This is a genomic window from Streptomyces sp. NPDC041108 (assembly GCF_055592645.1).
This window is the reverse complement of the sequence record NZ_JBVIYK010000007.1, coordinates 445,568-470,683: the sequence shown is the minus strand read 5'-3', so window position 1 is coordinate 470,683 and position 25,116 is coordinate 445,568. Positions and strand designations below refer to the sequence as shown.

The window sequence follows — 25,116 nt, the reverse complement described above, 5'->3', positions numbered from 1 at the left end:
GCCCACCATGGCCAAGCAAGTGATCCACCCGCTGACCGGGCATGTGTACCGGCTCACCGAGGACGGCCTGGTCGAGGTGACCGACCCGAGGACCGGAGCACAGGGAGTCTTCGACTTCCAGGCCCGGTGGCAGTCGGGCGAACTGCGCCACGCCGACCTGCAGATGGCCGGCTGGGTGGGCCGGCTCGCCCAGCGGCGCGGCGCCCGCCCGCCGGGGGAGTGACCCGGTGCCGCCCCGCACCACGCGGGTGGTCTGTCTGGTGCGCAGGCCCGACGGGCAACCGGTCCCCGCCGACTTCGCCGTGGAGGAACGCCCCCTGCCGGCCCTCGGCGCGGGACAACTGCTCGTGCGCAACCTCTACATGAGCGTCGACCCGTCCATGCGGGGGCGGCTGGAGAGCACCGAGAAGCACTACACGCACAACTTCACCCCCGGCTCGCCGCTCGACGGCCGGGCCCTCGGGGTCGTGGAGGAGAGCCGCTGCCCCTCGGTGCCGGCCGGCGCCTTCGTACGGCACCAGCTGGGCTGGCGGGAGCGGGCCGTGCTGGACGGCGCGGACACCGACGGCGCGGACCGCATCGACCCGCGCCTCGCCCCGCTGCCCACCTGGCTGGGGCTGCTCGGCCAGACCGGCTTCACCGCGTACGTCGGCCTGACCCGGATCGCCGAACTGCGCCCCGGCGACACCGTCCTCGTGTCGGCGGCGGCCGGGGCCGTGGGCACCGCGGCCGGCCAGTTCGCGCGGCTGCTGGGCGCGGACCGGGTCATCGGGACCGCCGGAGGCCCGGACAAGTGCGCCCTGCTGGTGAAGGAGTTCGGCTACGACGCCGCCGCCGACTACCGGACCGAGCCGGTGCGCGAGGCGCTGGCCCGGCTGGCGCCCGACGGCCTCGACGTCTACTTCGACAATGTCGGCGGTGAGCAACTGGCCGCCGCCCTGCACGCGTTGCGCCCCGAGGGGCGCATCGCGCTGTGCGGCATGATGTCGCAGTTCGGCGGAGAGCGACGGCCGGTGGACATCAACCAGCTGATCCAGGCGGTCCTCAAGCGGCTGACGCTGCGCGGCTTCATCGTCCGCGACCACGACGACCTGCGGCCGGAGTTCGAGCAGCGGGTCGCGAGCTGGCTCGCCGAGGGCCGGATCACCGCGCGCGAGACGGTCGTTGACGGTCTGGAGAACGCCGCCGGTGCGCTGCTGTCGCTGCTGGAGGGCGGCAACGTCGGCAAGATGCTGGTCCGGCTGGGCTGATCCCACCGGGACGGCGCCCCCACCGGGGGCGCCGTCTCAGCGCATGGGGCGTGACACGGCGACGGTGTGGGCCGTCAGGCGGACCCCGACGCGGGTCAGCCCCGCCACGGCCGCCCGGAAGTCCTTGATGTGCGCGGTGGTGAAGTGCTCGTCGAGGGCCTGCCGGGAGGTCCAGTGCTCGTACACCCGGATACGCCGTTCGTCGGTGGGATCGGCGGTCATGGCGTAGTCCAGGCAGCCGGGTTCCCGCTCACGGGTGTGCCGGCCCAGCTCGACCAGGGCCCTCAGCATGGTGTCGCGGTCGCCGGGCGCGTAGTCCATCCAGCCGGCGACGATGATTTCCTCGGTCACGTGGTTCCTTTCGCGGTCATGCCCTCGGGCCCGCCGCCCCTGTGCAGGGGGCGACGGGCCCGAGGTGTCTCAGACGCCGAGCGGCGCCGGGACGCTGTCCACGGTGACCGTGCCCCGGTCGCCGTCGACGGTGATCACCATGCCGTCCCGCAGCCGTCGCGTCCCGCCTTCGACGGAGATGACGGCCGGGATGCCCAGCTCCCGGCAGACCACGACGGCGTGGCTGTTGATCGCGCCCACGTCCACCACGGCCGCCCCGGCGACCAGGAACAGCGGAGTCCAGGCCGCGTCCGTGATCGGCGCGACCAGTACCTCACCGGGCTCCAGCGCCTCGCACGAGGCCGGGTCGGTGACCACCCGCACCCTGCCGGTGTACGTACCGTGGCTGCCGCCCACACCGCTGAGGGCATCGCCCTCGACCGCGGCCTCGGTGCGCTCCTCGGCGCGTCGCGGCCAGGTGTCGATCTCGGTCCGTTCGTCGTCCGCGATGAAGAACGGCGGCTCCAGGTCGTGCAGTCCGGCGTACTCCTCAAGGCGCTGCGCGATGACGGGGCCGAACGCCTCAGGGTCTGCGACGTAGTCGTCGAGTTCGGTGTCGAGCAGCATCATCACGTCCTCGGGCGCGGCGAGGCGTCCCGCCTCGACACCGCGGCGGCCGAGCTCCCGCACCGCCATCCGGATCTCGTTGACGACGGTCACACAGTTCGCCTTGGTGCGCTCGCGGGCCGGGATCCACACCTGGGAGGCGTGCATGCCGGCGTCGAACATCGGCTGCGCGTCCTCGGGCAGCGCGGCCCGGATCTCCCGCGCGGTCTGCTCACGTCGCGAGGTCAGGCGAGCCCGCCGGGCGGCCGGGGAGCCGTCGTCGGAGCTGTGCCGGATCCGGTCGACCAGCGCCAGTGCCTGGACCGGCGCAGCCTCCCACGACAGCGCGTGGATGTCCCACTCGTTGGGACCGCGGTCGCCGGACGTGGCCAGGAACTCCTCGAACGCGTCGCGGAACGCCTTCACGTCCCCGATCGCCCCGTCGAGCGCCCGCTCCACCGCGGCCGGGCCCTCGTCGAACAGCGCGGTCAGCTCCGTCGACGCCGCCACCTGGCGGGACAGCGTCCACAGCCCGTCCGAGGGGGAGGCCGAGTCGACGTCTCCGAGACCGCCGATGAGGTCCAGCATGTCGCCCGGTCGGTCCACGCTCGCGCACAGCGGCCCGAGGATCGCGGGTCCGACGGAGGCGGGCAGCGACGACTCGACGTGCCGTTGGAAGGTCGTCTCCACCTGGTCCAGCAACGACCGTGCGTAGGCCACCAGTTCGGCGTCGGACAGCCCACCGAGGTCCGGCCGCTCGCGGCGCAGGCGGCGCAGCCGCTCCCGGTCGGCGTCGGCCTCCGGGAAGTTGGTCTGGCCCAGCATCCGCTGGAGCGTGCCCCCGGCCTTCGCGGTCAGTTCTGCGTCCTGGTCGTCGGGGTGCGCCACATACGCCGGAGTGTCCGAGCGCTGGCCGACGAAGGCGGCGTCGATTTGGTCCGCCGTCTGGCCCATGCGGATGCCGAACAGCCGCATGTGGGAGAGGTTGAGGTAGAAGTAGCCGCCGAACATCCCGACGAACGGCGGTCGGGGGCCGGCCACCTCCTCCTCGTGGTAGATGCCGAAGCCGACGAAGCCCTTGCGCCAGCCGTGCAGACCGCGCCCCCAGACCAGGGTCCAGCCCAGCGGGCTGGCCGGTTCCGGCAGGGTCTCGCCCGCGTTGGCGCGGGTGTAGTGCGGCAGCCGCTCACTGCGCTGCCAGTCGGTGATCCAGCTCTTCATGACCGAAGGTCTCCCGCCGTCCGTCCCGGTGTCTACCACTGCGCCGTACCGCCGTCGACGCTGATCAGCGTGCCCGTGATACCGGCGCCGACGTCGCTGGCGAGCAGTGAGGCGACGGCCGCGATCTGTTCCACGGTGGTGATCTTCTTGGTGGCGGCGTGTTCGGCGAACCGGCCCAGCCACTCCTCGTAGGAGATGCCCTCGGCCTCGGCCGCGGCCGGTCCGGCGGCCCGCATCAGGTCGGTGTCGACGGCGCCGGGGCAGATGGCGTTGCAGGTGATGCCCTGGGTGCCGTACTCGAAGGCGGTCGCCTTGGTCAGGCCGTGGATCGCGTGCTTGTTGGTGATGTAGTGGCTGATCGCGGGCTTGTTGGCCTGCTTGCCCTCGACGGAGGAGATGTTGATGATCCGGCCCCAGCCGCCCGCCAGCATCTTCGGCAGCGCGCGCCGGGTGCCGTAGAAGTAGGCGTTGAGGTTGAGCTTGAGGGCGTCGTGCCAGGCCTCGTCGGTGAGCTGGTGGACCGGGGCGAAGCCCGAGGTGCCGCCGGCGTTGTTGACCCAGACGTCGAGCCGGCCGAAGCGCTCGGCGGCGAAGTCGGCGAGGTTCTCGATGTCCTCCTGGCTGTTGGCGTCGCAGGGGTGGAAGACGGCCCGGTCACCGGCGCCGATCTCCTCCAGGGCCTGCTTGCCCTTCAGCTCGCTGCGGCCGCTGATGACGACTGTGGCGCCGTCGGCCAGGAACTGTTCGGCGATGGCGCGGCCGATGCTGCGCGTGCTGCCCGTGATCACCGCGACACGTCCGTCGAGGCTGCCCGTAGCCACCATGGTGTTCTCCCGCGAGTCTTGTTGGTTCGTCACCTGGTGGCTCGGTCGGCTCGAGTGCCTTCGGCGTGCGTGTCCAGGGACCGGTGGATGGTGCGGTGGAAGTGCTGGAGTCCGGGCTCGTTGCGTCCGAAGACGAAGTCGGTCCCGTCGAGGGCGGCGAGGCCCTGCTGTACTCCGTAGGTGGTCGCGTAGTCCTCGTCGCGGACCACCTCGTGGAACCATTCGCCGAACCGGTCGGCGGCCTGGCGCTCCTCGTCGGTGACCGCCGGTTCCCGCAGCAGGATGATCTGCTGGGTCACCGACTCGGTGGCCGTCCGGGGGAGCACCAGGGAGACGGCGATCTTCTGCCGCCAGCCGCCGGCGATCGCGAGGCCCGGGAAGAGCCAGTAGATGGGGCCGACGCAGTCGCCCGGGTCGCGCTGCTCCGGGGGCAGCTCGACCGCCTGCGCGATCGGGCGCAGGGCCGGTGCGATGCGCTGGTGGGGGCCCCAGGTGTCGTGGGCCATCATGTTGGAGAGGTTCGTCTCGAACACCGTCTTCGGATGCAGCGAGGCGAAGTGGTACGTCTCCAGGTACCCGTCGAGGGTGACCTTCCAGTTGGGGCTGGTCAGCTCGCCGGTGGAGTAGTGGTGGCACTCCGCCAGCCGCATTCCCTCCAGCAGTGGCTGGAGGTCGCCCAGCCAGGCGTCCAGGTCCGGTTCGGCGGCCGGGTCCAGTGAGACGAAGACGATCCCGGCACGTTCCCCGGCCGGAAGCCTGACCAGGCCGCGGCCCTCGCGCGGAACCTCTCCGAAGGTCTTCTCGGCGTACACGCCCCGCAGCTCACCGGCCAGGTCGTAGGACCAGGAGTGGTACGGGCAGGTGAGACGCCTCGACACCCCGCAGCCGGGTTCCAGGAGCTTGGCTCCCCGGTGCCGGCAGGCGTTGATCATCGCGTGCACGGTGCCCTGGCGGTCACGGGTGATCAGCACCGGGATGCCGAGCACGTCGATCGCCTTGTAGGTGTTCGGCCCGGGCAGCTCGCAGGACATCGCGAGCGGTAGCGGGACACTCCTGTGGACGGCTTCCATCTCCCGTTGCCAGCGGTCGGCGTCGAGGTAGTTGTTGACGGGCTCCGTCCACTGGCCGTCCGCCTCGTGCGTCGTACTGTCGCGGTAGTGCGCCACCACACGTTCGACGAGTTCGGCGGCCTCCCGCCGCATCGCCAGGGACGCGGCGTCGGTGGACCGGTCCCGGCTGATCCACGAGGAGTATTCGGGAGCCGGGGGGGCCGAAGGGGCCGAGGGCGGCTCGCTCCCGGCGTCCGTCTCCCGAATCTCCGGCGAACTGGTCTGGACCACGATGTCCTCACAATCCTCCCAGCCGCGAGCCGGCGACCGGCTTCGGAATGCGACAGCTGGGCTGTGTCCGAAACGACAACAGGACTTAGTGTGGTCTGTCAATAGAAAGTGGCGAAGTGGCCACACTGTGGTCCGTGGGGGTGGGCGCGATGGTCATGACCCTGCCGTTCGAGGTGGGTGTGGTGGTGCGGGACCTGGAGGCGATGGAGCGCTTCTACGGCGAGGTGCTCGGTTGCCGGGCCGTGCGCCGCTCGCGCGTGCCGGAGTCCGTCGGCGGTCCCGCGGGTCTCGGCGGCGAGCTGCTCGTGGTCTGGCTCCAGGTGCCCTCCGGGGGGTGTGTCAAGTTGCTTCTTCCCTCGTCACGCCCGTCACTCTCGGCGTCCGGGCCGTCGCCGGGCGAGGCGTCCGCTGCGGCCGGGCGGCCGGGGCTGTCGTACCTGACCTTTCACCTGGACGATATGGACCCGGTGGTCGAGGCGCTGACGGTCGCGGGTGCCCGGCCCCTGTCGGACCCGGTCGTCGTCCTGACGCGGGGCCGGCGCGTCAGCTTCTGGTCGGATCCGGAGGGCAATGCCGTGGAGCTGGTGGACGCGCGGGGCGGGGAGTCGGGACCTGGGCGTAGTAATTAGAGACCCTGTTCAGTAAGGTGCCCCCATGCTGGTTACTGTAGACCGGCACTAGTAAGTCCGATTGCTTGGCAACTTCCCTCGGGCGAAGGGGCGGACGATGGCTCAACGAGCGTCGACGGCGTCGAAGAAATCCGCGCAGGTCACCGCGCGGGTCATCAAGGATCTCCATGAACGCATGGTGCGCATCCGGCTGTTCGAGACCGAGGCCGGCAAGCTCATGGAGGCCGGCAAACTGCCCGGTTTCCTGCATCTCTATGTCGGCCAGGAAGCCGTGGCCGCCGGCGTGATGGCCGCCCTGCGCGACGACGACCAGATCACCTCCACCCACCGTGGACACGGGCATGCCGTGGCCAAGGGTGTCGGCTTCCGGGAGATGTACGCCGAGCTGTACGGCCGGGTCACCGGCGCCTGCCTCGGCCGCGGCGGAAGCATGCACATCAACGACGTCACCCGCGGCATGCTCGGTGCCAACGGCATCGTCGGAGCGGGTGTCCCGATCGCGGTGGGCGCCGCCTTCGCGGCCCGGTACAAGGGCGAGGACAGCGTCGCCGTGACCTTCTTCGGCGACGGTGCCACGAACATCGGTGCCTTCCACGAGGGCGCCAACATGGCCGCCATCCTCGGCCTTCCCGTCGTCTTCGTCTGTGAGAACAACGGCTACGCCGAGTTCACGCCCCAGTCGAAGCACATGCTGATCACCGATGTCGCCGAGCGGGCGTCCGCCTACGGCATGCCCGCCGTCGTCGTCGACGGCATGGACGCGGTCGCCGTCCACCGCGCCGCCGGCGAGGCCGTCGAGCGGGCCCGCTCCGGCGGCGGCCCCATGATGATCGAGGCCAAGACCTACCGCTTCTACGACCACCAGGGCGTCAAGGGACTGCGCCACCCCTACCGCTCGGACGAGGAGGTCGCCGAGTGGAGGGCCCGCGACCCCATCGACCTGCTCGAAGCCCGCGCCCTCGCGGACGGCACCGCCACCCGCGCGGACCTGGACGACACCTGGCAGCGCACCCGCGACGAGATAGCCGAGGCCATCGCGTACGCCGAGGCGAGCCCCCTGCCCGACCCCGCCGACCTGCTGGCCAACGTCTACTCGGGATGACCGCCATGAGCACCCGCACCGAAGCACCGGCCGCCGCCCCAGAAGGCACGGCCCGCAAACTCACCTACGTCAAGGCCTTCAACGAGGGGCTCGCGCAGGCCATGCGCGAGGACGAGAACGTCTTCGTCGCCGGCGAGGACGTGGCCGGATACGGCGGCGTCTTCCGCATGTTCGACAACCTGCTCGATGAGTTCGGCCCCCGCCGCATGATCGACACCCCGATCTCCGAGGCCGCCCTGGTCGGCCTCGGGGTGGGAGCCGCCGCCCGTGGGCTGCGGCCCGTCGTCGACCTGATGTTCATGGACTTCATCGGTGTCTGCCTCGACCAGATCGTCAACCAGGCCGCCAAGATGAAGTACATGTTCGGCGGCTCGGTGTCCGTCCCGCTGACCATCACCACCGCCTCCGGAGCGGGCCTGGGCGCCGCCGCACAGCACAGCCAGAGCCTGGAGGCATGGCTCGCCCATGTGCCCGGCCTCAAGGTGGTGATGCCGTCCGACGCGTACACCGCCAAGGGGCTCACCGTCGCGGCGATCAGGGACGACAACCCGGTCGTCGTGATGCTCAACAAGGTCCTGCTCGGCAGCATCGGCGAGGTGCCCGAGGAGATCTACGGCATCCCGCTGGGCCGGGCGCACACCGCCCGGTCCGGTTCCGACGTCACCGTGATCGCCCTGGGCCGCATGGTGGGCGAGGCCCTCGCGGCGGCAGACGAACTCGCCGCCGAGGGCGTGGAGGTCGAGGTGATCGACCCGCGCACCGTGCAGCCCCTGGACACCGAGACCATGTTCGCCTCCGTCCGCCGCACCAACCGGGTCCTCGTGGTGCACGAGGCGGTCACCTTCGGCGGGCTCGGCGCGGAGATCGCCGCCCAGATCCAGGACGCCGCCTTCGACCACCTCGACGCGCCGGTCCTGCGTATCGGCGCCCCCTTCTCCCCGGTGCCGTTCTCCCCGGTCCTGGAGAAGGCCTACGTTCCCGACCGCGTCCGGATCGCCCAGGGCTGCCGGCGCCTCCTCGAAAGGTCGTGACCGACGTGGCGGTCGAGGTTCTGCTGCCGAAGATCGGCCTGACGATGCAGGAAGGCACGATCGACGAATGGCTCGTGCCCACCGGGGGGACCGTCGCCGAGGGCGACGCGCTGCTGCGGCTGGCCACCGACAAGGTCGACGTGGACGTCGAGGCCGAGGCCGGGGGGCGGCTCCACCCGGTGGTCCCGGCCGGCACCACCCTCCCCGCCGGCGCCCTCATCGGCTGGCTGCTGGCCGAGGGCGAGCAGCCGCCGGACCCGACCGGTACGCCGATGCCGGCCGGGTCCGGTTCCGCGGCCACCGCGCCGGCGGCACCGGACGCCGCCCCCACGCCGGCGGCCGCACCCCCGCCCGGCGGCACCGCCTCCCTCGCCCCGGGGGGCCGGCTCCTGGCCTCACCGAACGCCCGGCGGGTGGCGTCCGGGGCCGGCGTCGACCTCACCGGCGTACACGGCACCGGGCCCGGCGGCCGGATCGTCTCCGAGGACGTGGAGGAGTTCCTCGCCGAAGCCGCCACCGGCGTCACCTCGGCGGTTCCCGCCCCCGCTCCCCTGTCCGTCCCCGATCCCCCGTCCGCACCCGCCTCCGTCCTCCCGGTCTCGCCGCTGGTCCGCCGGCTGGCGAAGGAGCGGGGCATCGACCTCGCGGAGGTGAGCGGCACCGGGCCCGGTGGCCGGATCCGCAGGTCGGACCTCGACCCCGTCACCTCGGCCCCCGCGCCGGCGCCCGTCCGCGCGAAGCCCGCGACGCCCCGGCCGGGAGACGTCCTCCCCCTCACCGGGATGCGCGGCACCATCGCCCGCCGGATGCACGCCAGCCTCCAGGAGATGGCGCAGCTGACGCACGGGTACGAGGTCCGGATGGACGCCGTGGTGTCCCTGAGGGACCGGCTCAAGGAGGAATGGGCCGACAGCGAACTCCCCGTGCCCAGCCTCAACGACTTCCTGCTGAAGGCCGCCGCGCTGGCCCTGGGCGAGCACCCGCTGCTCAACGCGACGGTGCGCGAGGACGGCGTTCATCTGCTCGACGGCATCCACCTCGGCTTCGCCGTCGCCGTACCGGGCGGCCTGCTGGTTCCGGTGATCGAGGACGCGGCGGCGCTGCCCCTGCCGGAGATCGCCCGCCGGTCCAGGGAACTGGCGCGGGCCGCCCGCGACGGGCGGGTCTCCCCGGCCCAGCTGGAGGGCGGCACCTTCACCGTCACCTCACTGGGCGGCTACGGCGTGGACTTCTTCACCCCGGTGATCAATCCCGGCCAGGTCGCCATCCTCGGGGTGGGCGCGCTCAGGGACGGCGTGGAGTGGCAGGACGACCGGCCGCTGCGGACACGGGTGCTCACGCTGAGCCTCACGTTCGACCACCGCGCCGTCGACGGAGCGCCCGCGGCCGAGTATCTGCGCACGGTCGGAGAACTGCTTGGCAAGCCCCTGCGTCTGCTGGTGTGATCAGTGGCCGAAACAGCCCGGCCGTCGCCGGGCTGTTTCGGCCACTGCCGGGCTATACGGCCGACGCCGGGTCCGCGATCCGCTCCGCGAGTTCGCCGACCTCGCGGACGAACGAACGGTGCCCGAGCGACCGGTACACATCGTCGCCCCGGACCTGCGAGATCGCCGCGGTCTCCAGCAGTGCCAGCAGACCCAGGCCGATCACCGCCGCCTCCGGCTCCGAGGCCGAGGTGCGGGCCTTGTGGATCAGCCGTACCAGTTCGGCCAGCAGGTCCGCGCGGCTCTGCTGGCGCAGTGCCTCCGCCTCCTGGCTCATGCCGGCCGACGACACGAAGAAGACGGTGGCGGCGGACCGCTGCTCGCCGAGCCAGGCCAGCAGCGTGGTGACCGTCGGCCCGATGTCCGTACCGGGCTCGTGGGCGTCGGTGAGTGCCCGCAACTGCTCGCGCAGCGCGGCGGCGAACACCCGCATCCCTTCCGCCAGGACCTGGTCCTTGGAGGAGAAGTGGTAGTACACCGCCGCCGAGGTCATCTCCGCACGGGCGGCGATGTCGGCCACCGTCACCTCGTCCGGCGACTGGGTCGCGAACAGCTCCGTCGCTGCCTCGATCACCCACTGCTTGCGCGACGGACGGTGAGCGGCGCGGGTCCCGGATGTCGTCATGATGTCAAGTATGCCGGGACCTCGATGCTACGGAGGCCCATGTGCAGCATGAATTCAGCCGCCTGCCGGTCGGAGTTACTGGATAGCATGGTCAGTACAAGGGGTCCACGGAAGCGCGGGTCCACGGCAGTCGCCAGGGGAGCACGATGGCCACCACGAAGAACGGCAAGCAGCCTGCCCACCGCCCCTCGCGACGGCAGCACATCATCACGGCCGCCGTGCGGGTGTTCGGCCGCAACGGATTCGCGGAGACCAGCATCCAGGACATCGCGGCCGAGGCCCAGGTGGTGCCCACGGCCGTCTACTACCACTTCGACGGCAAGGAGGAGCTGCTCGAACTCGCCATGCGCCGCGTCTTCGACCAGCTGAACGCGGTCGTGGAGGCCGCGCGGCCGGAGTCCGAGCCGGGTGACGCGGAGGGTCTGCTGCGCGTCATCGACGCCGTATGGGACTGGGTGGAGCGGAACCCGGACGAGGCCCGCCTCTACCAGGTCCAGTTCGCCTCCGCCAACGGCAGTGTCAAGGTGCTCCGCGACGAGTTCGAACAGCGCCACATCCAGCGGGGCTACGACTACCTGCCCGAGGGCACCACCCGCAGCCCCCGGGCGGCCAAGGCCCGGCACGCGACGCAGGCGCTCGCGGTCCGCACCCTGATCAGCACGACCATGCTCGTCACGGCACTGCGGGCGGAGGGAGGCCCGCTGTCGCGGATGCCGTCCCAGGCCGTGCTGGAAGCCGTCAGGGCGCTGGCGCTGCGGATCGTCGCCGAGGAGAAGCCGGCCCCGGCGCGCCTCTGAGACGCCGCATCATGACCACGGCGCACGGCCCGGCCGCCCCTCACACCGTGAGGACCGAGCAGGCGCTGATCCCGGGAGCCCCGTACACATGCGTGAAGCCCACCCGGGGAGCGTCCGGTACCTGTGGGCCGGGCGCCCGGCCCTGCAACTGCCGTACGACCTCATGGAACTGGCGCAGGCCCGAGGCGCCGACGGGTTCCCCGCCGGCCAGACAGCCGCCGTCGGTGTTGACCGGTATCCGGCCCGTGGGCTCGGTGGCCCCGGTGGCGAGCAGTTCCTCCTGCTCGCCGTGATCGCACAGCCCGGTCTCCGCCAGGTGGATCAGCTCCGAGCCGCTGTCGGTGTCCTGCAACTGGGCGACCCTTACGTCCGCGGGCCGCACCCCCGCCGTGCGGAAGGCCGCCTCGGCGGCGTCGACGCTGGGGCTGCGGTGCGGTCCCGGCGGCAGCCAGGGCGAGAACACCTCGAACGAACCGAACCGCCGGGTGCGAAACGCCAGCGCCGCCAGTTTGACGGGGCGTTCGCACAGATCGAAGGCGCGGTCGCCGAGCGCCAGCACGAGCGCCGCCGCGCCCTGCCCCGGGGAGCAGAACATGTACTGGGTGAGCGGGGGGCTGACCTCGGCGGAGTCCAGGATCTCGCGTTCCGTCAGCGGTGTGCGCCGCCAGGCCAGGGGGTGCTGCGAGCCGTTGCGGAACGCCCGCGCGGCGACCGCCGCGAGGGCCCGCTCCGGGATGCCGTGCTCGTGCAGGTACCGCTGTGTCTTCAGTGCGAAGAACTGGGTGGTCAGCATCATGCCGGTCTCGGCGTACCAGTCGCCGAGGCCGTAGCGGGCCGCCGAGACGTGGAAGGCGCCCCGTTCGTGCTTGTCGAAGCCCACCGCCAGCCCGAGGGACGCCTCGCCCGCGCGCAGCGCGCTGGCCACCGCGAGGACGGTGGAGGCACCGGTGGCACAGCCGTTCTGGACGTTGACGAACGGCACTCCGGTCAGGCCCAGGCGGCCCACCAGGGTGTCGGGCTTGCCGGAGACGTCGGAGCCGCCGGCCGCGTAACCGATGTCCTCCCAGGCGACCCCGGCGTCCACCAGCGCATCCCGGACCGCCCGCTCGGCCATGTCCATCCCGGTGACGCTCTCGTCGCGGCCGAAGGGACGCATCCCGCATCCGACCACGTAGACGTCGTCGGTCCGGCTCATCGCTCCTCTTCCCTGTCCGGCCGGAACGCGAAGGTCAGGACCTCGGTTCCGTCGTCGTCGTGGTAGGCGGGCACCGTGGTGAGCCGTACCGGCAGGCCGATCCGGATCTCCGCGCGGGGAACCGCCAGCCGTGCCTCGACCAGCACCTCACCGAGGTCGACATAGCCGACGTGGTACGGCCGGTGGGGGCCGGCCGGCGGCCGGTAGGGCGGCTTGGGCGGGAACGCCTGGAGCGTCCACGACCACACGCGCCCGTGCACGGGCAGTACATGAGGGGACAGGGGCCCGTGCGAGCAGCGGGGGCACGAGTCCTGCCGGGGGAAGACGACGGTGCCACAGTCGGCGCAGCGGGCGCCCACGAGTCGCGGTGGAGCCCCGTCGGCCCCGTCGTCGAACAGGGAGTCGTCGATGAGTCGGGTCGTCATACCGGTTCCGCCTTTCACCAGCTCAGCAGCCCGGCCAGGCGTTCCCGGTGATGCGCGGCGCCGCCCAGCAGGACGGCGTCGGACTGGGCCCGCCGGAAGTACAGATGGGCGTCGTGCTCCCAGGTGAAGCCCATCCCGCCGTGCAGGTGCACACACTCGGCGGCGACGGACACGAAGGCCTCGCACGCCCACGCCTGGGCCACCGCCGCCGCCTCGGCCAGCGCCTCGGGCGAGGCGGCAACCCGGACGGCACGCGTCACCGCCGAGCGGGCGCCCTCGACCTGGAGCAGCATGTCGGCGCAGGTGTGCTTGACCGCCTGGAAGCCGCCGATCGCCCTGCCGAACTGGGTACGGTCGCGCACATGGGCGACCGTCATGTCCAACGCGGCCTGCGCACCGCCGAGTTGCTCGGCCGCCAGGGCGACCAGGGCCACGTCCAGGGCCCGGGTGACGACCTCCGCCCCCTCGCCGCCGGCGGTCAGTGCCCGGACCCGGGCACCGGCGAGGGTGACCACCGCCTGGCCCCGGCTGAGATCCAGGGTGGGCACTCGGCGGACCGTGACCCCCGGCCCGTCCGGGTCGACGAGGAAGAGGTCCACGCCGTCGCTGCCGGCGGCGGCCACCACCAGCGCCCGGGCGTCGGCGCCGTCCAGCACGAAGGGCGCGGTGCCGTCGAGGACGGGGACCCCGCCCTGCCAGGAGACGGCGACCGGCACGGCCCCGGGCCGCCACGTCCCGTCGGGCGCCGCCACCGCCAGGGCGTACACCGTGCCGTCGGCCAGCTCGGCGAGCGCCTTGTCGGCCGTACCGCAGCCGGCGAGCACCTGCCCGGCCAGCACGGTGGAGGACAGCAGGGGAACCGGTGCCAGCGTTCTGCCCAGTTCCTCGCAGACCACGGCGATCTCGGCGAGGCCGCCGATCCCGCCGGCCCGCTCGGGCAGCCCGAGGGCGGCGAGGCCGACCTGCCGGCCGAGGGTGTCCCACAACGCGGCGTCGACGCCGGGGGAGTGCTCGGACAGCCGGCGTACCGCCGCGGTGCCTCCGGCGTCCGCGCACACCGACCGTACGGTCTCGCGCAGGTCGTCCAGTTCGGCCTCCGACAGGGCCGGCCCGCCCGTCATGGTGCTCGTCATCGTGCGCTCCCGCTCCCGCTGTCGCTCTCGTCGTGCCGCTCGCGCCGGGCACTGTGCGCGGCCGCCATCCGGGCCACCGGCACGCGGTGGGCCGAACAGGAGACGTAGTCGAGGCCGAGGCCGTCGCAGAACGCGATCGACTCCGGATCACCGCCGTGTTCCCCGCACACGCCCAGCTTGATGTCGGGCCGTACGCTCCTGGCCCGCTCGACGGCCAGGGCGATCAGGGCGCCCACCCCGTGCGGGTCGAGCCGTGCGAACGGGCTGGCCGTCAGCAGGCCGCGCTCCTGATAGGTGGAGAGCACCTGGCGCTCGACGTCGTCGCGGGAGAACCCGTAGGTCAGCTGGGTGAGGTCGTTGGTGCCGAAGGAGAAGAACTCCGCGTGTTCGGCGAGTTCGGCGGCCAGCAGCGCGGCGCGCGGGGTCTCGATCATCGTGCCGAGCCGGTACGGCACCTCCACTCCGGTGCGCGCGGCCACCGTCTGTGCGGCCCCGCGTACGTACGCGGCCGCGGCGGCCAGTTCCTCCGGCAGGCTGACGAGCGGGATCATCACCTCCAGCTCGGGCCGGACCCCGGTGGCGGCGACGTCCGCCCAGGCGGCGAAGAGGGCCTCGGCCTGCGCCGGGTAGAGCCTCTCGTGCAGCAGCGCAAGCCGCACCCCCCGCAGCCCGAGCATCGGGTTCGCCTCGCGCAGCGCGGCGGCCCGCTGCTCCTCGGCCGCGTCCGAGGCGTGGCCGGGGGCGGGCAGGAACTCGTGCAGCGGGGCATCCAGCAGGCGCACGGTCACCGGCCGGTCGCCGACGGCGGCCAGCAGCGCCCTGAAGTCGTCCCGCTGGGCTTCTTCCAGCGCCACCAGCGCCTCGTCGCGCGCGGTCGTGCCGGCGGCCAGGAGCACCCGGCGGATCAGCGGCAGCCGGTCGCCGAGGAACTGGTGCTCCGTACGGCACAGCCCGACCCCCTCCGCGCCCAGGGCGACGGCGCCGGCGACCTCGGCGGCGGTGTCGGCGTTGGCCCGCACGCCCAGTCTGCGCATGCCGTCCGCCCAGGTGAGCAGGGTGGACAGTTCGGGCGGTGGTCCGGCGACACTGACGCTCAGCGTCCCCGCGTAGACGGCGCCGGTACGGCCGTCCAGCGACACGGGGTCGCCCTCGCGCAGCACCCGGTCCCCGATGCCCACCGTCCCGGCGGCCCGGTCCACGCGCAGCCCCTCGGCGCCGCACACCGCGGGCCTGCCGGCGCCCCGTGCCACCACGGCGGCGTGCGAGGCGATCCCTCCGGTGCCGGTCAGTACGGCGGCGGAGGCCAGCATGCCGGGGACGTCCGCCGGAGTCGTCTCATGGGCCACGAGCACGACCGGGGTGCCGTCCGCGCCCAGTTCGAGGGCACGTTCGCTGGACAGCACGACCACGCCGGCCGCCGCGCCGGGCGAGGCGGGCAGCCCCGTCACCAGCAGGTCCTCGTCGCCGGTCAGCCGGAGTTGGGGGTGCAGCAGCTCCTGCACCTGCGCGGGGCCGATCCGCAGGACGGCCTCCTCGTGACCGAGCGCGCCGTCGCGGGCCAGGTCGGCCGCCAGGCACACCGAGGCCCGCAGCGGCGGCCGCTGCTGAGCGGACGCGGCGAGCAGGGAGATCTCGTCGTCGCGCACCTCGAAGTCGACGGAGACGGGCGCGTGCAGATGGCGTTCGAGGGTGAGCAGGGAGTGCTCCAGCAGCGCCCTGCCGCCGGCGAGACGGTCCAGCGGTTCCCCGGTGTGCGGTGGCGGGGCGCTGCGCCGCACCCCCCGGAAGAACGAGCCGTGGGGAAGGAGACGGCCGGTCTCGGGATGGCGGCTGACGGCCGTGCCGTGACCCGAGCGGTCGGCCGGGCCGATGCGCAGTGCCTGGACGTGCAGGGCGATTCCCAGCTCCGCGGGCAGCCGCTGTGCCTTGCGGGATCTCCTGGCCCGGGGGGAGTCCCACCGGGCGAGAAGGGCACGGGCGGCCAGGGCGAGCTGCCGGGCCGGGTCGTCGGGGAAGGGCTGTGTTCCGTGCCGGGCGACCAGGGACAGCAGCGCCTCGACCCGGGCCCGCGGCCCGGATGTGTCGAGGAGGGCGTCGTCGAGCACCGCGCCGGGTACGCCGAGGGCGTGCTCGGCGATCATCCGCACGGTGGCCGCCCACACCTCGTACAGGGCGTCCGACCGCCCGATGACGGCGCACAGGGCGTCGGCGCCCGTGGAGGTGACGCCGATACAGGCGAGGTCGGGCGGCAGCCCGGCGATCTCGGTGGGGGCGCTCGCCGACAGGCGCAGCAGCAGGGGGCGGGCCGTGTCGCCGATCCGCCGCCCCGAGAGCTGTTCGACCAGGCCGACGGCGGCTTCGGCGGTGCCGGGTTCGCACAGGGAGGCGGAGGCGCCGGCCGGCACGGTGAGCCCCGGGACGACCGGCAGCCCGAGGGCCACCAGACGGTCCATCGCCGCGCCGTGGGCGCCCAGCTCGGCGGCGTCGAGCCCTCGGCTGCGCCCCTGCCCGTAGGGCACCAGGACCCGGCCGGGTGCCTCGGCCGGGGCGGGCGTCTCGGCCGGGGCGGGCGTCGCGGGCCGTGCGAACGGCCCCGGCTCACGGTCGGTGACGCTCAACCCCGGCTCCCCGTGACCAGTTCCTCTTCCCGGGCCTCGTCCTCGGCCCGGCTGATCCCCAGGACGAGCAGCAGCTCCTGGTGCAGCCGCATCCACACGGTGTGGTACGACTCGCACAGCGGCGAGGCCAGCCACTTGACCGCGCCCTCGTCGAAGTGGTCGAGGGCCTCCTCCAGCTCGGTCAGATACCGCCCGCTGCCCGCGAGGACCCGCTCCAGCCGGCGCAGCACGGGCTGGATGGCCTCGTGCACGTCCTCCAGCGACTCGCGCACCCCCGCGTCGTAGACGCTGTCGGAGTGGTCGTTGACGCTGCCGTCGGGGCGGCACTGCCATGCCGTGCACACCTCGCGGATCTTCCGGTTGACCGGCAGGAACGCCTCGTACGCGGTGGTGATCTGCTGCTCCTCGGCCGATCCCGGCGGGATGCGCAGGATCCGTGCGGCGGTGGACTTGGCCCGCTCGGTCGGCAGCACGAGCGGGCCCTTCACCATCGCCAGCCCGGCGTCGACCAGCGGACGGTGCTCCGACTCGGGCCTGCCACGCCACATGCCCCGCAGAACGAGGTCGACGACCGCTGCGGTGAGCGTCTCGTCGGAAGCGTCCGGAAGGTCCACGGCAGCAGATTGCATCGCCACACCTTTTCCCCGGTTCTGTGGTGACCGGTTCCTCGGTTCTGTGTTGCCCGGAGGTTACGCTCCGACGGGCCTGTTAGTGAAGAGGGATTCAAGAAACACTTTCCGGGTCGCGGGGTCGGGCCCGGCTGTCGCCCGTCCGTGCGCGGTCCCGGGCGGCGAGGAACGACACCATGCGTTCCTGTGCCTCCGGCCGGCCCGCCAGGTCCGCGATCCGCCGCGCCTCCTCGGCGAGACGGGAGGTCAGGGAGCCCTCGTCCCGACCGCGCAGCAGGGCCTTCGCGGAGCGCAGCGCGTCACCGGCGCCGGCGGCCAGCCCGGCGGCGGTGCGATGCGCCGCGGCGTCCAGCTCCGCGTCCTCGACCGTACGGGAGACCAGACCCCACCGCTCGGCGTCGTCCCCGGTCAGGACCCGGTTGGTGAGGATCAGGTCCGCCGCCCGCCGGGGGCCGACCAGGCGTGGCAGGAACCAGGAGGCCCCGCAGTCCGGGGTGAGGCCGACGTCCGTGTACGCCAGCCGGAACCGCGCCGACCGGGCCGCCAGGACGATGTCCCCCACGAGGGCGAGCCCGACACCGCCGCCCGCGGCGGCGCCGCGCACGGCGGTCACCACCGGCACCGGCAGGGCGTGCAGGGCCTGTATCGCGGCGTGGGCGGCTGTCGCCACGGCGTGCACATAGGCACTCGTGCCGTCGCCGAGACCGGCGAAGGCGCGCAGGTCACCGCCGACGCAGAAGGTGCCGCCCGTCGCCCGCAGCAGAACCGCGCCGCCCGGGTCGGCCGCCACCCGGGCCGTCGTGTCCCGCAGTGCCTCGGCCGTCGCCAGGTCCAGGGCGTTGCCCCGCCCGGGATCGTCCAGCCGTACCTCGACGACGCCGTCGGGGTGGCGGACCACCCGGACCGGCTCGGGACTCGCGGAGTCGCTCATGGGACATGTCTCCTGTCGTCTTCCCGTCGCCGGGTTCTCTCGGCAAGATACTGAAGACGCTATACAGTTTCTAGACGCGGCGGGACCCGGTGCCCGTACGCCCTTCGGCGGGAGGCCCCGTGCCCATCCAGTTCGACGTCGACCCGACGGTCGCCCAACTTGCCGCGACCACGTCCGCGTTCGTCCGCGACGTGGTGATCCCCGCCGAACGCGCGTGCGGCGGATCCGTCCACGACGCCCCGGAGGACCTGCGGCAGACCCTGCAGAAAGGCGCCCGTGAGGCGGGCGTGTTCGCTCCGCACGTGCCGACCCGGTGGGGCGGACACGGACTCGACCTGCGCGGCCAGGCGGTGGTGTTCGAAGCCGCGGGCTACTCGCTCCTCGGGCCGCTGGCGCTGAACTGCGCGGCCCCCGACGAGGGAAACACGCATCTGCTGGAGAAGGTGGCCACCGAGGAACAGAAGGAGCGCTATCTGCGCCCGCTCGCCGCCGGCGAGATCCGGTCCTGCTTCGCCATGACCGAACCGGCCCCGGGCGCCGGCGCCGATCCCCGCTCGCTGCGGACCACCGCGACCCGGGTCCCCGGCGGGTGGCGCATCGACGGGCGCAAGTGGTTCATCAGCGGCGCCCGCGGCGCCGGCTTCGGCATCGTCATGGCCCGCACCTCCGGCAGCCCCGGCGACCCCGGCGGCGCCACCATGTTCCTGGTCGACGCCGGCACGCCCGGCATGACCATCGTCCGGGACATCGAGACCCTCGACGAGGCACTCTTCGCCGGCCACAGCGAGATCGTCTTCGACGGCTGCGTGGTGGCGGAGGACCAGGTGCTCGGCGCGGTCGGCGAGGGCTTCGCCGGCGCCCAGGTCCGGCTCGGCCCGGCCCGGATGACGCACTGCATGCGCTGGCTGGGAGCCGCACGGCGCGCCCAGGACGTCGCACTGGAACGGGCGGGCAGCCGGACCGCGTTCGGCTCCGTCCTGGGCGACCTCGGCATGGTGCAGCAGATGCTGGCCGACTCCGAGATCGACATCGAGGCGAGCCGCGCCCTGATCCTGCGCACCGCCTGGGAGCTGGACACCGGCTCGGCCGCCGCCGCCCAACTCACCTCGATCTCCAAGACCTTCGTGGCGGAGGCCGTGAACCGGGTCGTCGACCGGGCGGTGCAGATCTGCGGAGCCCTCGGCATCTCGGCCGCCGACGCCCCGCTGGCCCGGCTGCTCAGGGAGGTGCGCCCGTTCCGGATCTACGACGGCCCGTCGGAGACCCACCGCTTCGCCATCGCGCGCCGCGCGGTGCGGCCGTACCGGCAGCCGAGCGCGGACGCCACCGGCTGACGGCCTCGACGCCGGAAGACCCGCTCACTCGGCGATGTGCCGATGGATCCAGTCGGCGGCGGTCCGGCGGAACAGCCGGCGGCTGTCCGCGCGGAGGAAGTCATGGCCCTCGTCGCGGAGCATCAGCAGTTCGGCCTCCAGACCGCGTTCGCGGGCCGCGCGGACGAACTGCTCGGATTCGCCGAGCGGCACATTGGTGTCGTGCTCCCCGTGCACGGCGAGTACGGGGACACGCAGCGCGTCGACGCGGGTCATCGGGGACAGCGAGCGCAGCAGTTCACGGTCGTGTTCCGGGTGCCCGTACTTGTGCGCGGCCGATTCCGCGATCCACGGCTCGGTGCCGGCGTAGAAGGTCGCGAAGTCGGACATGCCGCAGGCCGCGACGCCGGTGCGGAAGAGGTCCGGGTGCCACACCAGGCAGGCCATCACCAGATAGCCGCCGTACGAGCGGCCCATGACGGCGAGCCGTCGCGGGTCGGCGAGGCCGGTCACGACGACGTGGGCCGCGCAGTCGGCGACGTCCTCGATCGCGGCGAACCTGCCGGTGCCGAGGTCGGCGTCGACGAACGACCGGCCGTGCCCCGACGAGCCGCGCACATCCGGCGCGAAGACGTCCACACCCCGGCCCAGCAGCTCGTGGTAGAGCGGGTTGAAGACCGGGCGCTCCTGTTCCTCCGGGCCGCCGTGCAGATGGAGGACGCAGGGCGCCGGCACCCCGGGCCCCCGGCCCGGCGCCCGGTAGTACCAGCCGTTCAGCGGCAGCCCGTCGCGCGCCGCCAGCCGCAGCGGAACGGGACGTACGGGGGGACGGCCGGGAGGCACGGCGTCCTCGTCTCGGGACGACCACCGCGTGCGCCGCGCCGTGCCGTCGGCGAACCACCACACACCCGGCCGGCGCTGCGAGCCGGACAGGGCCAGCACCAGTCCCGCACGGCCGCCGACCCGCGGGATACGGGTCACCACCTCGTGCGGCAGCGCCACCGTCTGCCGCGGCCCGGTCCGGGCGTCCTCGCCGGCCGTCGCCGAGACGGCGGTGACCTCCAGCTCACTGGCTCCGCGCACGTTCCAGGACAGTGCCGCGGTACGCCCGTCGTGCCCGAAGGCCAGCAGTTCCAGTCCGCAGTCCGCACGCTCCGCGGCGACGGACAGCCCGAGCCGCTCCCCACCGGGGTCCAGGCGCACGGCGAACAGCGCCGCGAACTCGCGGGACGCGTCGCTGCGCAGCCACAGCGTGCCGCCGTCGGGGGAGAACCGGCCGATCCACGGATCGCCGTCGGCGACCGGCAGGGCGAAGGTGGTCCGCAGATCGGTGGTGCGTACGACGAGGGCCTCACGGCGGCCGCGTGGGCCCCGGCGCACCAGGGCCAGGCGTCCGTCCCGGCTGATGTCGCACACGCGCAGGGTGGCGGCGCCGCGCTCGACCGCCAGCAGGGTGGGGGCCGCCACGCCCAGGGGATCGACGAGGTAGGCGGCCAGCCCTCCGCCGCCCGTGTCGGCGGAGGCCGGGTTCGGCCCTGGCGACGGACCGGACCCGGTCGGGTTCGCCGGATCGTGAGCGGCCCCGTCCGCCTCCCCCGCCGGTGCGTCCCCGGCGTGGGCGGCGGGACCGGCGTCGCCGTGGTGCGGGCCGCCCAGCAGCACCGCCCGGCCGCCCCGGGCGGCCCATCCCGGCGGGCGGCGGGCGGTGTACGTCCGGGGGTCGGCGAGGCCGGGCTCCGTGAGGGCCGGCCACTCCTCGGCCTCGCCCTCGCCCGGTGGGGGAACCGGCTCGGCGAACGTGACGGCCACCGCCGAGCCGTCGTGCTGCCAGCAGCCCAGGTACGCGGAGCTGCCGGGCTCGGCACCGGCGAGGATGTGGCGCCCGGTGCCGTCGGGGCGTACGCACAGCACGCGGGTGTGCTCGCCGCCGCCCGGTGCGGTGGTGTAGGCGATCCAGCGGCCGTCGGGCGACCAGGCCACCTCCTTGACCGGATGGGGATCGGAGTCCAGCAGATGGACCTCGTGTCCGCCGACCGGGCCGCTCCACAGCTGCGGCACGCCCCCGCGGTCGCAGATGAAGGCGACGTACCCGCCGCTCGGGTCCACCGACGGATACCAGCAGCCGTGGGACCTCAGCGGCTGTGGTGTGTCCAGCGGGCCGGCGTTGTCGGGCAGGGGGACCTGCGACGGCGCCGGAACCGTGGCGGGCGTCGTCGCGGCCTCGGCCGTCACCCCGACGGCCGAGGCCGCGCCGTGCTCCTCGACCCGCCACGGCACCCCGTCGACGACGTCCTCGCCGACGGGGGCGCGGGAGGGGAGGCCCGGCGGCGGAGGCGACACGGCGTCCGTCGCGGAGTACGGGTCCCTGGCCCCCTGCACGCCGGTCAACTGATTCCGTGCGTCTGCAGCCATATCTCCAGCAGAGCCACCTGCCACAACTGGTTCGCCCCACGCCTGGTGCGGTGCTCGTCCGGCGCCGACAGCAGCCGCTCCACGTACGCGTCCTGGAAGACGCCCCGTGACCTGGCCTCGGGAGCTGTCAGAGCCTCGCGGACCCGGCTCAGTACGGGGCCGGCCATGTGCTTGACGGCGGGCACCGGGAAGTAGCCCTTGGGCTGGTCGACGACCGCGGAGGGCAGGACCCGGCGCCCGGCGGCCCGCAGGACCCCCTTGCCGCCGTCGGCGAGTTTCAGCTCCGGCGGGCAGGCGGCGGCCAGCTCCACCAGCTCGTGGTCGAGGAAGGGGACGCGGGCCTCCAGCCCCCAGTCCATGGTCATGTTGTCGACCCGCTTGACGGGATCGTCGACGAGCATCACCTCGGCGTCGAGCCGCAGCGCCGCGTCGAGCGCGGTCTCGGCACCCGGGCGGGCCATGTGCTCCGCCACGAAGCGGCCGGACACGTCGTGGTCGGGCAGCAGACCGGGCCGGAGGATCCCGGCGAGATCGGTGTGCGAGCGGTCGAAGTACGTCTCGGTGTACGCCTCGTGCGCCCGCTCCCGCTCCACGGCGGCCATGTCCGGGTACCAGTGGTAGCCGGCGAAGACCTCGTCGGCGCCCTGGCCGCTCTGGACGACCTTGACCTCCTTCGCCACCTGCTCCGACAGCAGATGGAAGGCCACCACGTCATGGCTGACCATCGGCTCGCTCATCGCCTCGATCGCCGCGTCCAGCGCCGTCGACACCCGGTCCGAGGGAACCATCAACTGGTGGTGGTCCGTGCCGAAGTGCCGGGCGACCAGGTCGGAGTAGGGGAACTCGTCACCGATCTCGCCGCCCTCGGACTCGAACCCCACGCTGAACGTCGCGAGATCGCGCTGCCCCTCGTCGGCCAGCAGGGCCACGATCAGACTGGAGTCGAGACCGCCCGACAGCAGGACGCCCACGGGCACGTCGGCGACCATGCGCCGGCGTACGGCCGTGCGCAGCGCGTCCAGGACCGCGTCCCGCCAGTCGTCCGCGTCCATCCCCGCGTGCTCGGGGCGACGGGTGTAGGGAGGCCGCCAGTAGCAGAGGTCGCGGTGGCTCCCGTCCGGCTCGATGACGCGCACGGTGGCGGCGGGCAGTCTGCGCACGCCGGTGAGGACGGTCCGGGGCGCGGCGACGGTGGCGTGCCAGCTCATGTACTGGTGCAGCGCGACCGGGTCGAGCGAGGTGTCGACACCGCCGCCCGCCAGGAGGGCCGGCAGCGAGGAGGCGAACCGCAGCCGCCCCGGCGCCTCGGCCAGGTACAGCGGCTTGATGCCCAGCCGGTCACGGGCCAGCACCACGCGCCCGGTGGCCAGTTCGACGATGACGAAGGCGAACATGCCGTAGAAGCGGTCGACGCAGGCGGTTCCCCACTGCTGGTAGGCCTTGAGCACCACCTCGGTGTCGGAGCCGGAGAAGAAGCGGTGGCCGAGGCCGCGCAGTTCCGCGCGCAGCTCCTGGTAGTTGTAGACGCATCCGTTGAAGACACCGGCGATCCGCGCCTCGGGGTCGGTCATCGGCTGGGCACCGCACTCCGACAGATCGATGATCTTCAGCCGACGGTGCCCCAGCGCGACGGGGCCCTGGGACCACAGGCCCCTGCCGTCCGGTCCCCGGGGAGCGAGACGGTCGGTCATGCGCTCCACGGCCGCCAGATCGGGCCGTCCGCCGTCGAAGCGGATCTCTCCGCTCAGGCCGCACATCAGGCCGCACCCCCTCGCAGGGGCCGGCCGCCGGCCTCGCTCGGGGGCGGGCCCACGAGCGCGTACGAGCCGCTCGGATTAGCGTGCGTGTCGGTGTTGCTGCTGGGCATGCGAGCCACTCTCCTTGATCGCGGGCGGCACCGCACCACGGGCGGAGGACGGCCTTTCCGTCCGGTTTCCCCGCTCCGGGGCGTGTCATCGGGGGCGACAGCGGGTGCCTGCCCTTCCTGCATGACCACTCGGGTGTCAGCCGCCGAGGGTCCCCACCGAGAACGGCGCCGGAGCCCCGGGAGGGGCGGTGTCGGCCACCGTGACGGGTCGGCGTACGGCCTTGGCGGCGGGGCTCCGCCCGCGCTCCCCACGGGTCTCGGCGACCAGCGTGGCGACGCAGGCCGGCAGCCCCTGTTCCCCGGCCACGCGGCGCAGTCGGTGCGCCGCGCTGCCCCGGGCCAGGGCCTCCTCCAGGAGGCCGGGCACGGTGTCCCAGTCGCCGAGGGCTTCCAGGGTCGGCCGCAGCCGTCGGAGCATCCCGCGCAGGACGGCCGGCGCGGGCTCGGCGATTCGGGTGACGGGGTCGACCAGGTCGCCCTCCAGGCCGGACCGGGCGGCGCGCCAGACGGCGGACCGCAGCCACTCGTGCCCGCCCTCGCACACCCGTTCCGGTTCCCGCTCCAGCAGGCCGCGGGCGTCCTCGACCAGGGCCCGGAACAGTCCGGTGACGAGCACGACCGTCTCGGGGCGCGGGCTGGCGTCGCAGATGCGCAGCTCCAGGGTTCGCTGGTGCTCGCTCGGCCGGAGGTCGTAGTAGACCATTCCCGAGTCCTTGATCACGCCGGAGCGGATCAGACCCTGGACGGCGGCGTCGTACTCGGCGGCTCCGGCGTAGCAGCCGACCGGCCCGGCGGTGGGCCAGCGCTGCCACAGCATCGTGCGCCAGCTCGCGTACCCCGTGTCCGCGCCCAGCCAGAACGGTGAGCTGGCGGACAGGGCCAGCAGCGGGGGCAGCCAGGGCGAGACGGCGCACATGATCCGTACGGCGGTGTCCCGGTCGGGTACGTCGACGTGGACCTGTGCGCTGCACACCAGGTGCTCGTCCGCGACCCGCCGGTACTCGTCGGCCATGTACCGGTAGCGGAAGTCCGGGGTCGTGTCGCCGGACGTCACCCGCGCCAGCGGTACGGTCCCGGCCGCGACGACGGACAGTCCGAGCCCGGAGGCCGTCGCGGCGAGCCGTCGCCGGGCTCCGGTCAGGTCCGCGTGCAGGGACTCCAGCGAGGCGTGCACCGGGCTGTTCCACTCCACCGCCGACCGCTGCAGCTCGGCCTTGAACTCCGATCTGCGCATCCGGCCGAGAATCGCACCGGCTTCTGGCACCAGCCGCCCGTTTTCCGCGTCCAGAACATGGAACTCTTCCTCTACGCCCACACGAACGGTCACGGTCTCTCCCTCGTCCGTCGCCCGAGG

General features: G+C 73.2%; 22 protein-coding genes. 8 read left to right on the top strand and 14 right to left on the bottom strand.

Annotated features, from left to right (window positions below):
* Positions 1-7: 7 nt before the first annotated feature.
* Complete coding sequence (locus ACZ6BB_RS22770; protein WP_471616973.1) at positions 8-223, top strand: transposase; 216 nt, start codon at positions 8-10, stop codon at positions 221-223.
* A 4-nt stretch (positions 224-227) separates the two neighbouring features.
* Positions 228-1,250, top strand: a complete 1,023-nt coding sequence (locus tag ACZ6BB_RS22765; protein WP_471616972.1) for an NADP-dependent oxidoreductase — start codon at positions 228-230, stop codon at positions 1,248-1,250.
* Between the two features lie 36 nt (positions 1,251-1,286).
* On the opposite strand, the gene ACZ6BB_RS22760 is transcribed toward ACZ6BB_RS22765, so the two are convergent.
* From ACZ6BB_RS22760 to ACZ6BB_RS22745, 4 genes are all read right to left on the bottom strand, one after another.
* Positions 1,287-1,601 (bottom strand): putative quinol monooxygenase, encoded by a 315-nt coding sequence (locus ACZ6BB_RS22760; RefSeq protein WP_471616971.1) that lies wholly within the window; start codon positions 1,599-1,601, stop codon positions 1,287-1,289.
* Between the two features lie 69 nt (positions 1,602-1,670).
* Positions 1,671-3,407: a PEP-utilizing enzyme gene (locus ACZ6BB_RS22755; RefSeq protein WP_471616970.1), complete on the bottom strand. Its 1,737-nt coding sequence runs from the start codon at positions 3,405-3,407 to the stop codon at positions 1,671-1,673.
* A 32-nt stretch (positions 3,408-3,439) separates the two neighbouring features.
* Positions 3,440-4,231 carry an SDR family NAD(P)-dependent oxidoreductase gene (locus ACZ6BB_RS22750; protein ID WP_471616969.1) on the bottom strand — a complete coding sequence of 264 codons (792 nt, stop codon included), beginning with the start codon at positions 4,229-4,231 and terminating at the stop codon, positions 3,440-3,442.
* A 29-nt stretch (positions 4,232-4,260) separates the two neighbouring features.
* Positions 4,261-5,571, bottom strand: a complete 1,311-nt coding sequence (locus ACZ6BB_RS22745) for an aromatic ring-hydroxylating oxygenase subunit alpha (protein ID WP_471616968.1) — start codon at positions 5,569-5,571, stop codon at positions 4,261-4,263.
* A gap of 116 nt (positions 5,572-5,687) precedes the next feature.
* Between ACZ6BB_RS22745 and ACZ6BB_RS22740 the strand changes: the two genes are divergently transcribed.
* The 4 genes from ACZ6BB_RS22740 to ACZ6BB_RS22725 all read left to right on the top strand — a co-directional run bounded on the left by ACZ6BB_RS22740 (position 5,688) and on the right by ACZ6BB_RS22725 (position 9,778).
* Positions 5,688-6,200, top strand: a complete 513-nt coding sequence (locus tag ACZ6BB_RS22740; RefSeq protein ID WP_471616967.1) for a VOC family protein — start codon at positions 5,688-5,690, stop codon at positions 6,198-6,200.
* A gap of 97 nt (positions 6,201-6,297) precedes the next feature.
* Positions 6,298-7,302: a thiamine pyrophosphate-dependent dehydrogenase E1 component subunit alpha gene (locus tag ACZ6BB_RS22735; protein WP_471616966.1), complete on the top strand. Its 1,005-nt coding sequence runs from the start codon at positions 6,298-6,300 to the stop codon at positions 7,300-7,302.
* 5 nt (positions 7,303-7,307) lie between these two features.
* A complete protein-coding gene (locus tag ACZ6BB_RS22730; protein WP_471616965.1) occupies positions 7,308-8,333 on the top strand; it encodes an alpha-ketoacid dehydrogenase subunit beta in 1,026 nt (341 codons plus the stop codon).
* A gap of 5 nt (positions 8,334-8,338) precedes the next feature.
* Entirely contained in the window at positions 8,339-9,778 is a 1,440-nt protein-coding gene (locus ACZ6BB_RS22725) for a 2-oxo acid dehydrogenase subunit E2 (protein ID WP_471616964.1), read from the top strand.
* A 52-nt stretch (positions 9,779-9,830) separates the two neighbouring features.
* Here ACZ6BB_RS22725 and ACZ6BB_RS22720 read toward each other — a convergent pair whose 3' ends face one another.
* Positions 9,831-10,442: a TetR/AcrR family transcriptional regulator gene (locus ACZ6BB_RS22720; RefSeq protein WP_471616963.1), complete on the bottom strand. Its 612-nt coding sequence runs from the start codon at positions 10,440-10,442 to the stop codon at positions 9,831-9,833.
* 146 nt (positions 10,443-10,588) lie between these two features.
* On the opposite strand from ACZ6BB_RS22720, the gene ACZ6BB_RS22715 reads away from it, so the two are divergent.
* On the top strand, positions 10,589-11,239 hold the full coding sequence (locus ACZ6BB_RS22715) for a TetR/AcrR family transcriptional regulator (protein WP_471616962.1): 651 nt from the start codon (positions 10,589-10,591) through the stop codon (positions 11,237-11,239).
* Between the two features lie 40 nt (positions 11,240-11,279).
* On the opposite strand, the gene ACZ6BB_RS22710 is transcribed toward ACZ6BB_RS22715, so the two are convergent.
* From ACZ6BB_RS22710 to ACZ6BB_RS22685, 6 genes are all read right to left on the bottom strand, one after another.
* Positions 11,280-12,434 (bottom strand): thiolase family protein, encoded by a 1,155-nt coding sequence (locus ACZ6BB_RS22710; protein WP_471616961.1) that lies wholly within the window; start codon positions 12,432-12,434, stop codon positions 11,280-11,282.
* On the bottom strand, positions 12,431-12,859 hold the full coding sequence (locus ACZ6BB_RS22705; protein ID WP_471616960.1) for a Zn-ribbon domain-containing OB-fold protein: 429 nt from the start codon (positions 12,857-12,859) through the stop codon (positions 12,431-12,433). The genes ACZ6BB_RS22710 and ACZ6BB_RS22705 overlap by 4 nt, the downstream gene beginning before the upstream one ends.
* A 14-nt stretch (positions 12,860-12,873) precedes the next feature.
* Positions 12,874-13,992 carry an acyl-CoA dehydrogenase family protein gene (locus ACZ6BB_RS22700; RefSeq protein ID WP_471616959.1) on the bottom strand — a complete coding sequence of 373 codons (1,119 nt, stop codon included), beginning with the start codon at positions 13,990-13,992 and terminating at the stop codon, positions 12,874-12,876.
* Positions 13,989-16,610 (bottom strand): putative PEP-binding protein, encoded by a 2,622-nt coding sequence (locus tag ACZ6BB_RS22695; protein WP_471616958.1) that lies wholly within the window; start codon positions 16,608-16,610, stop codon positions 13,989-13,991. The genes ACZ6BB_RS22700 and ACZ6BB_RS22695 overlap by 4 nt, the downstream gene beginning before the upstream one ends.
* Positions 16,607-17,239, bottom strand: a complete 633-nt coding sequence (locus ACZ6BB_RS22690) for a hypothetical protein (RefSeq protein WP_471616957.1) — start codon at positions 17,237-17,239, stop codon at positions 16,607-16,609. Before ACZ6BB_RS22690 ends, ACZ6BB_RS22695 begins: the two co-directional genes overlap by 4 nt.
* A gap of 94 nt (positions 17,240-17,333) precedes the next feature.
* Positions 17,334-18,170, bottom strand: a complete 837-nt coding sequence (locus tag ACZ6BB_RS22685; RefSeq protein ID WP_471616956.1) for an enoyl-CoA hydratase/isomerase family protein — start codon at positions 18,168-18,170, stop codon at positions 17,334-17,336.
* Between the two features lie 119 nt (positions 18,171-18,289).
* Between ACZ6BB_RS22685 and ACZ6BB_RS22680 the strand changes: the two genes are divergently transcribed.
* Positions 18,290-19,504, top strand: coding sequence for an acyl-CoA dehydrogenase family protein (locus ACZ6BB_RS22680; RefSeq protein ID WP_471616955.1), 1,215 nt, complete (start codon positions 18,290-18,292; stop codon positions 19,502-19,504).
* 24 nt (positions 19,505-19,528) lie between these two features.
* On the opposite strand, the gene ACZ6BB_RS22675 is transcribed toward ACZ6BB_RS22680, so the two are convergent.
* The 3 genes from ACZ6BB_RS22675 to ACZ6BB_RS22665 all read right to left on the bottom strand — a co-directional run bounded on the left by ACZ6BB_RS22675 (position 19,529) and on the right by ACZ6BB_RS22665 (position 25,089).
* The gene (locus ACZ6BB_RS22675) at positions 19,529-21,895 is read right to left on the bottom strand and encodes a prolyl oligopeptidase family serine peptidase (RefSeq protein WP_471616954.1); all 2,367 of its coding nucleotides are present in this window, start codon (positions 21,893-21,895) and stop codon (positions 19,529-19,531) included.
* A complete protein-coding gene (locus tag ACZ6BB_RS22670; protein WP_471616953.1) occupies positions 21,868-23,652 on the bottom strand; it encodes an N-acetylglutaminylglutamine amidotransferase in 1,785 nt (594 codons plus the stop codon). The genes ACZ6BB_RS22675 and ACZ6BB_RS22670 overlap by 28 nt, the downstream gene beginning before the upstream one ends.
* A 246-nt stretch (positions 23,653-23,898) precedes the next feature.
* Positions 23,899-25,089, bottom strand: a complete 1,191-nt coding sequence (locus ACZ6BB_RS22665; protein ID WP_471616952.1) for a carboxylate-amine ligase — start codon at positions 25,087-25,089, stop codon at positions 23,899-23,901.
* Positions 25,090-25,116: the final 27 nt, after the last annotated feature.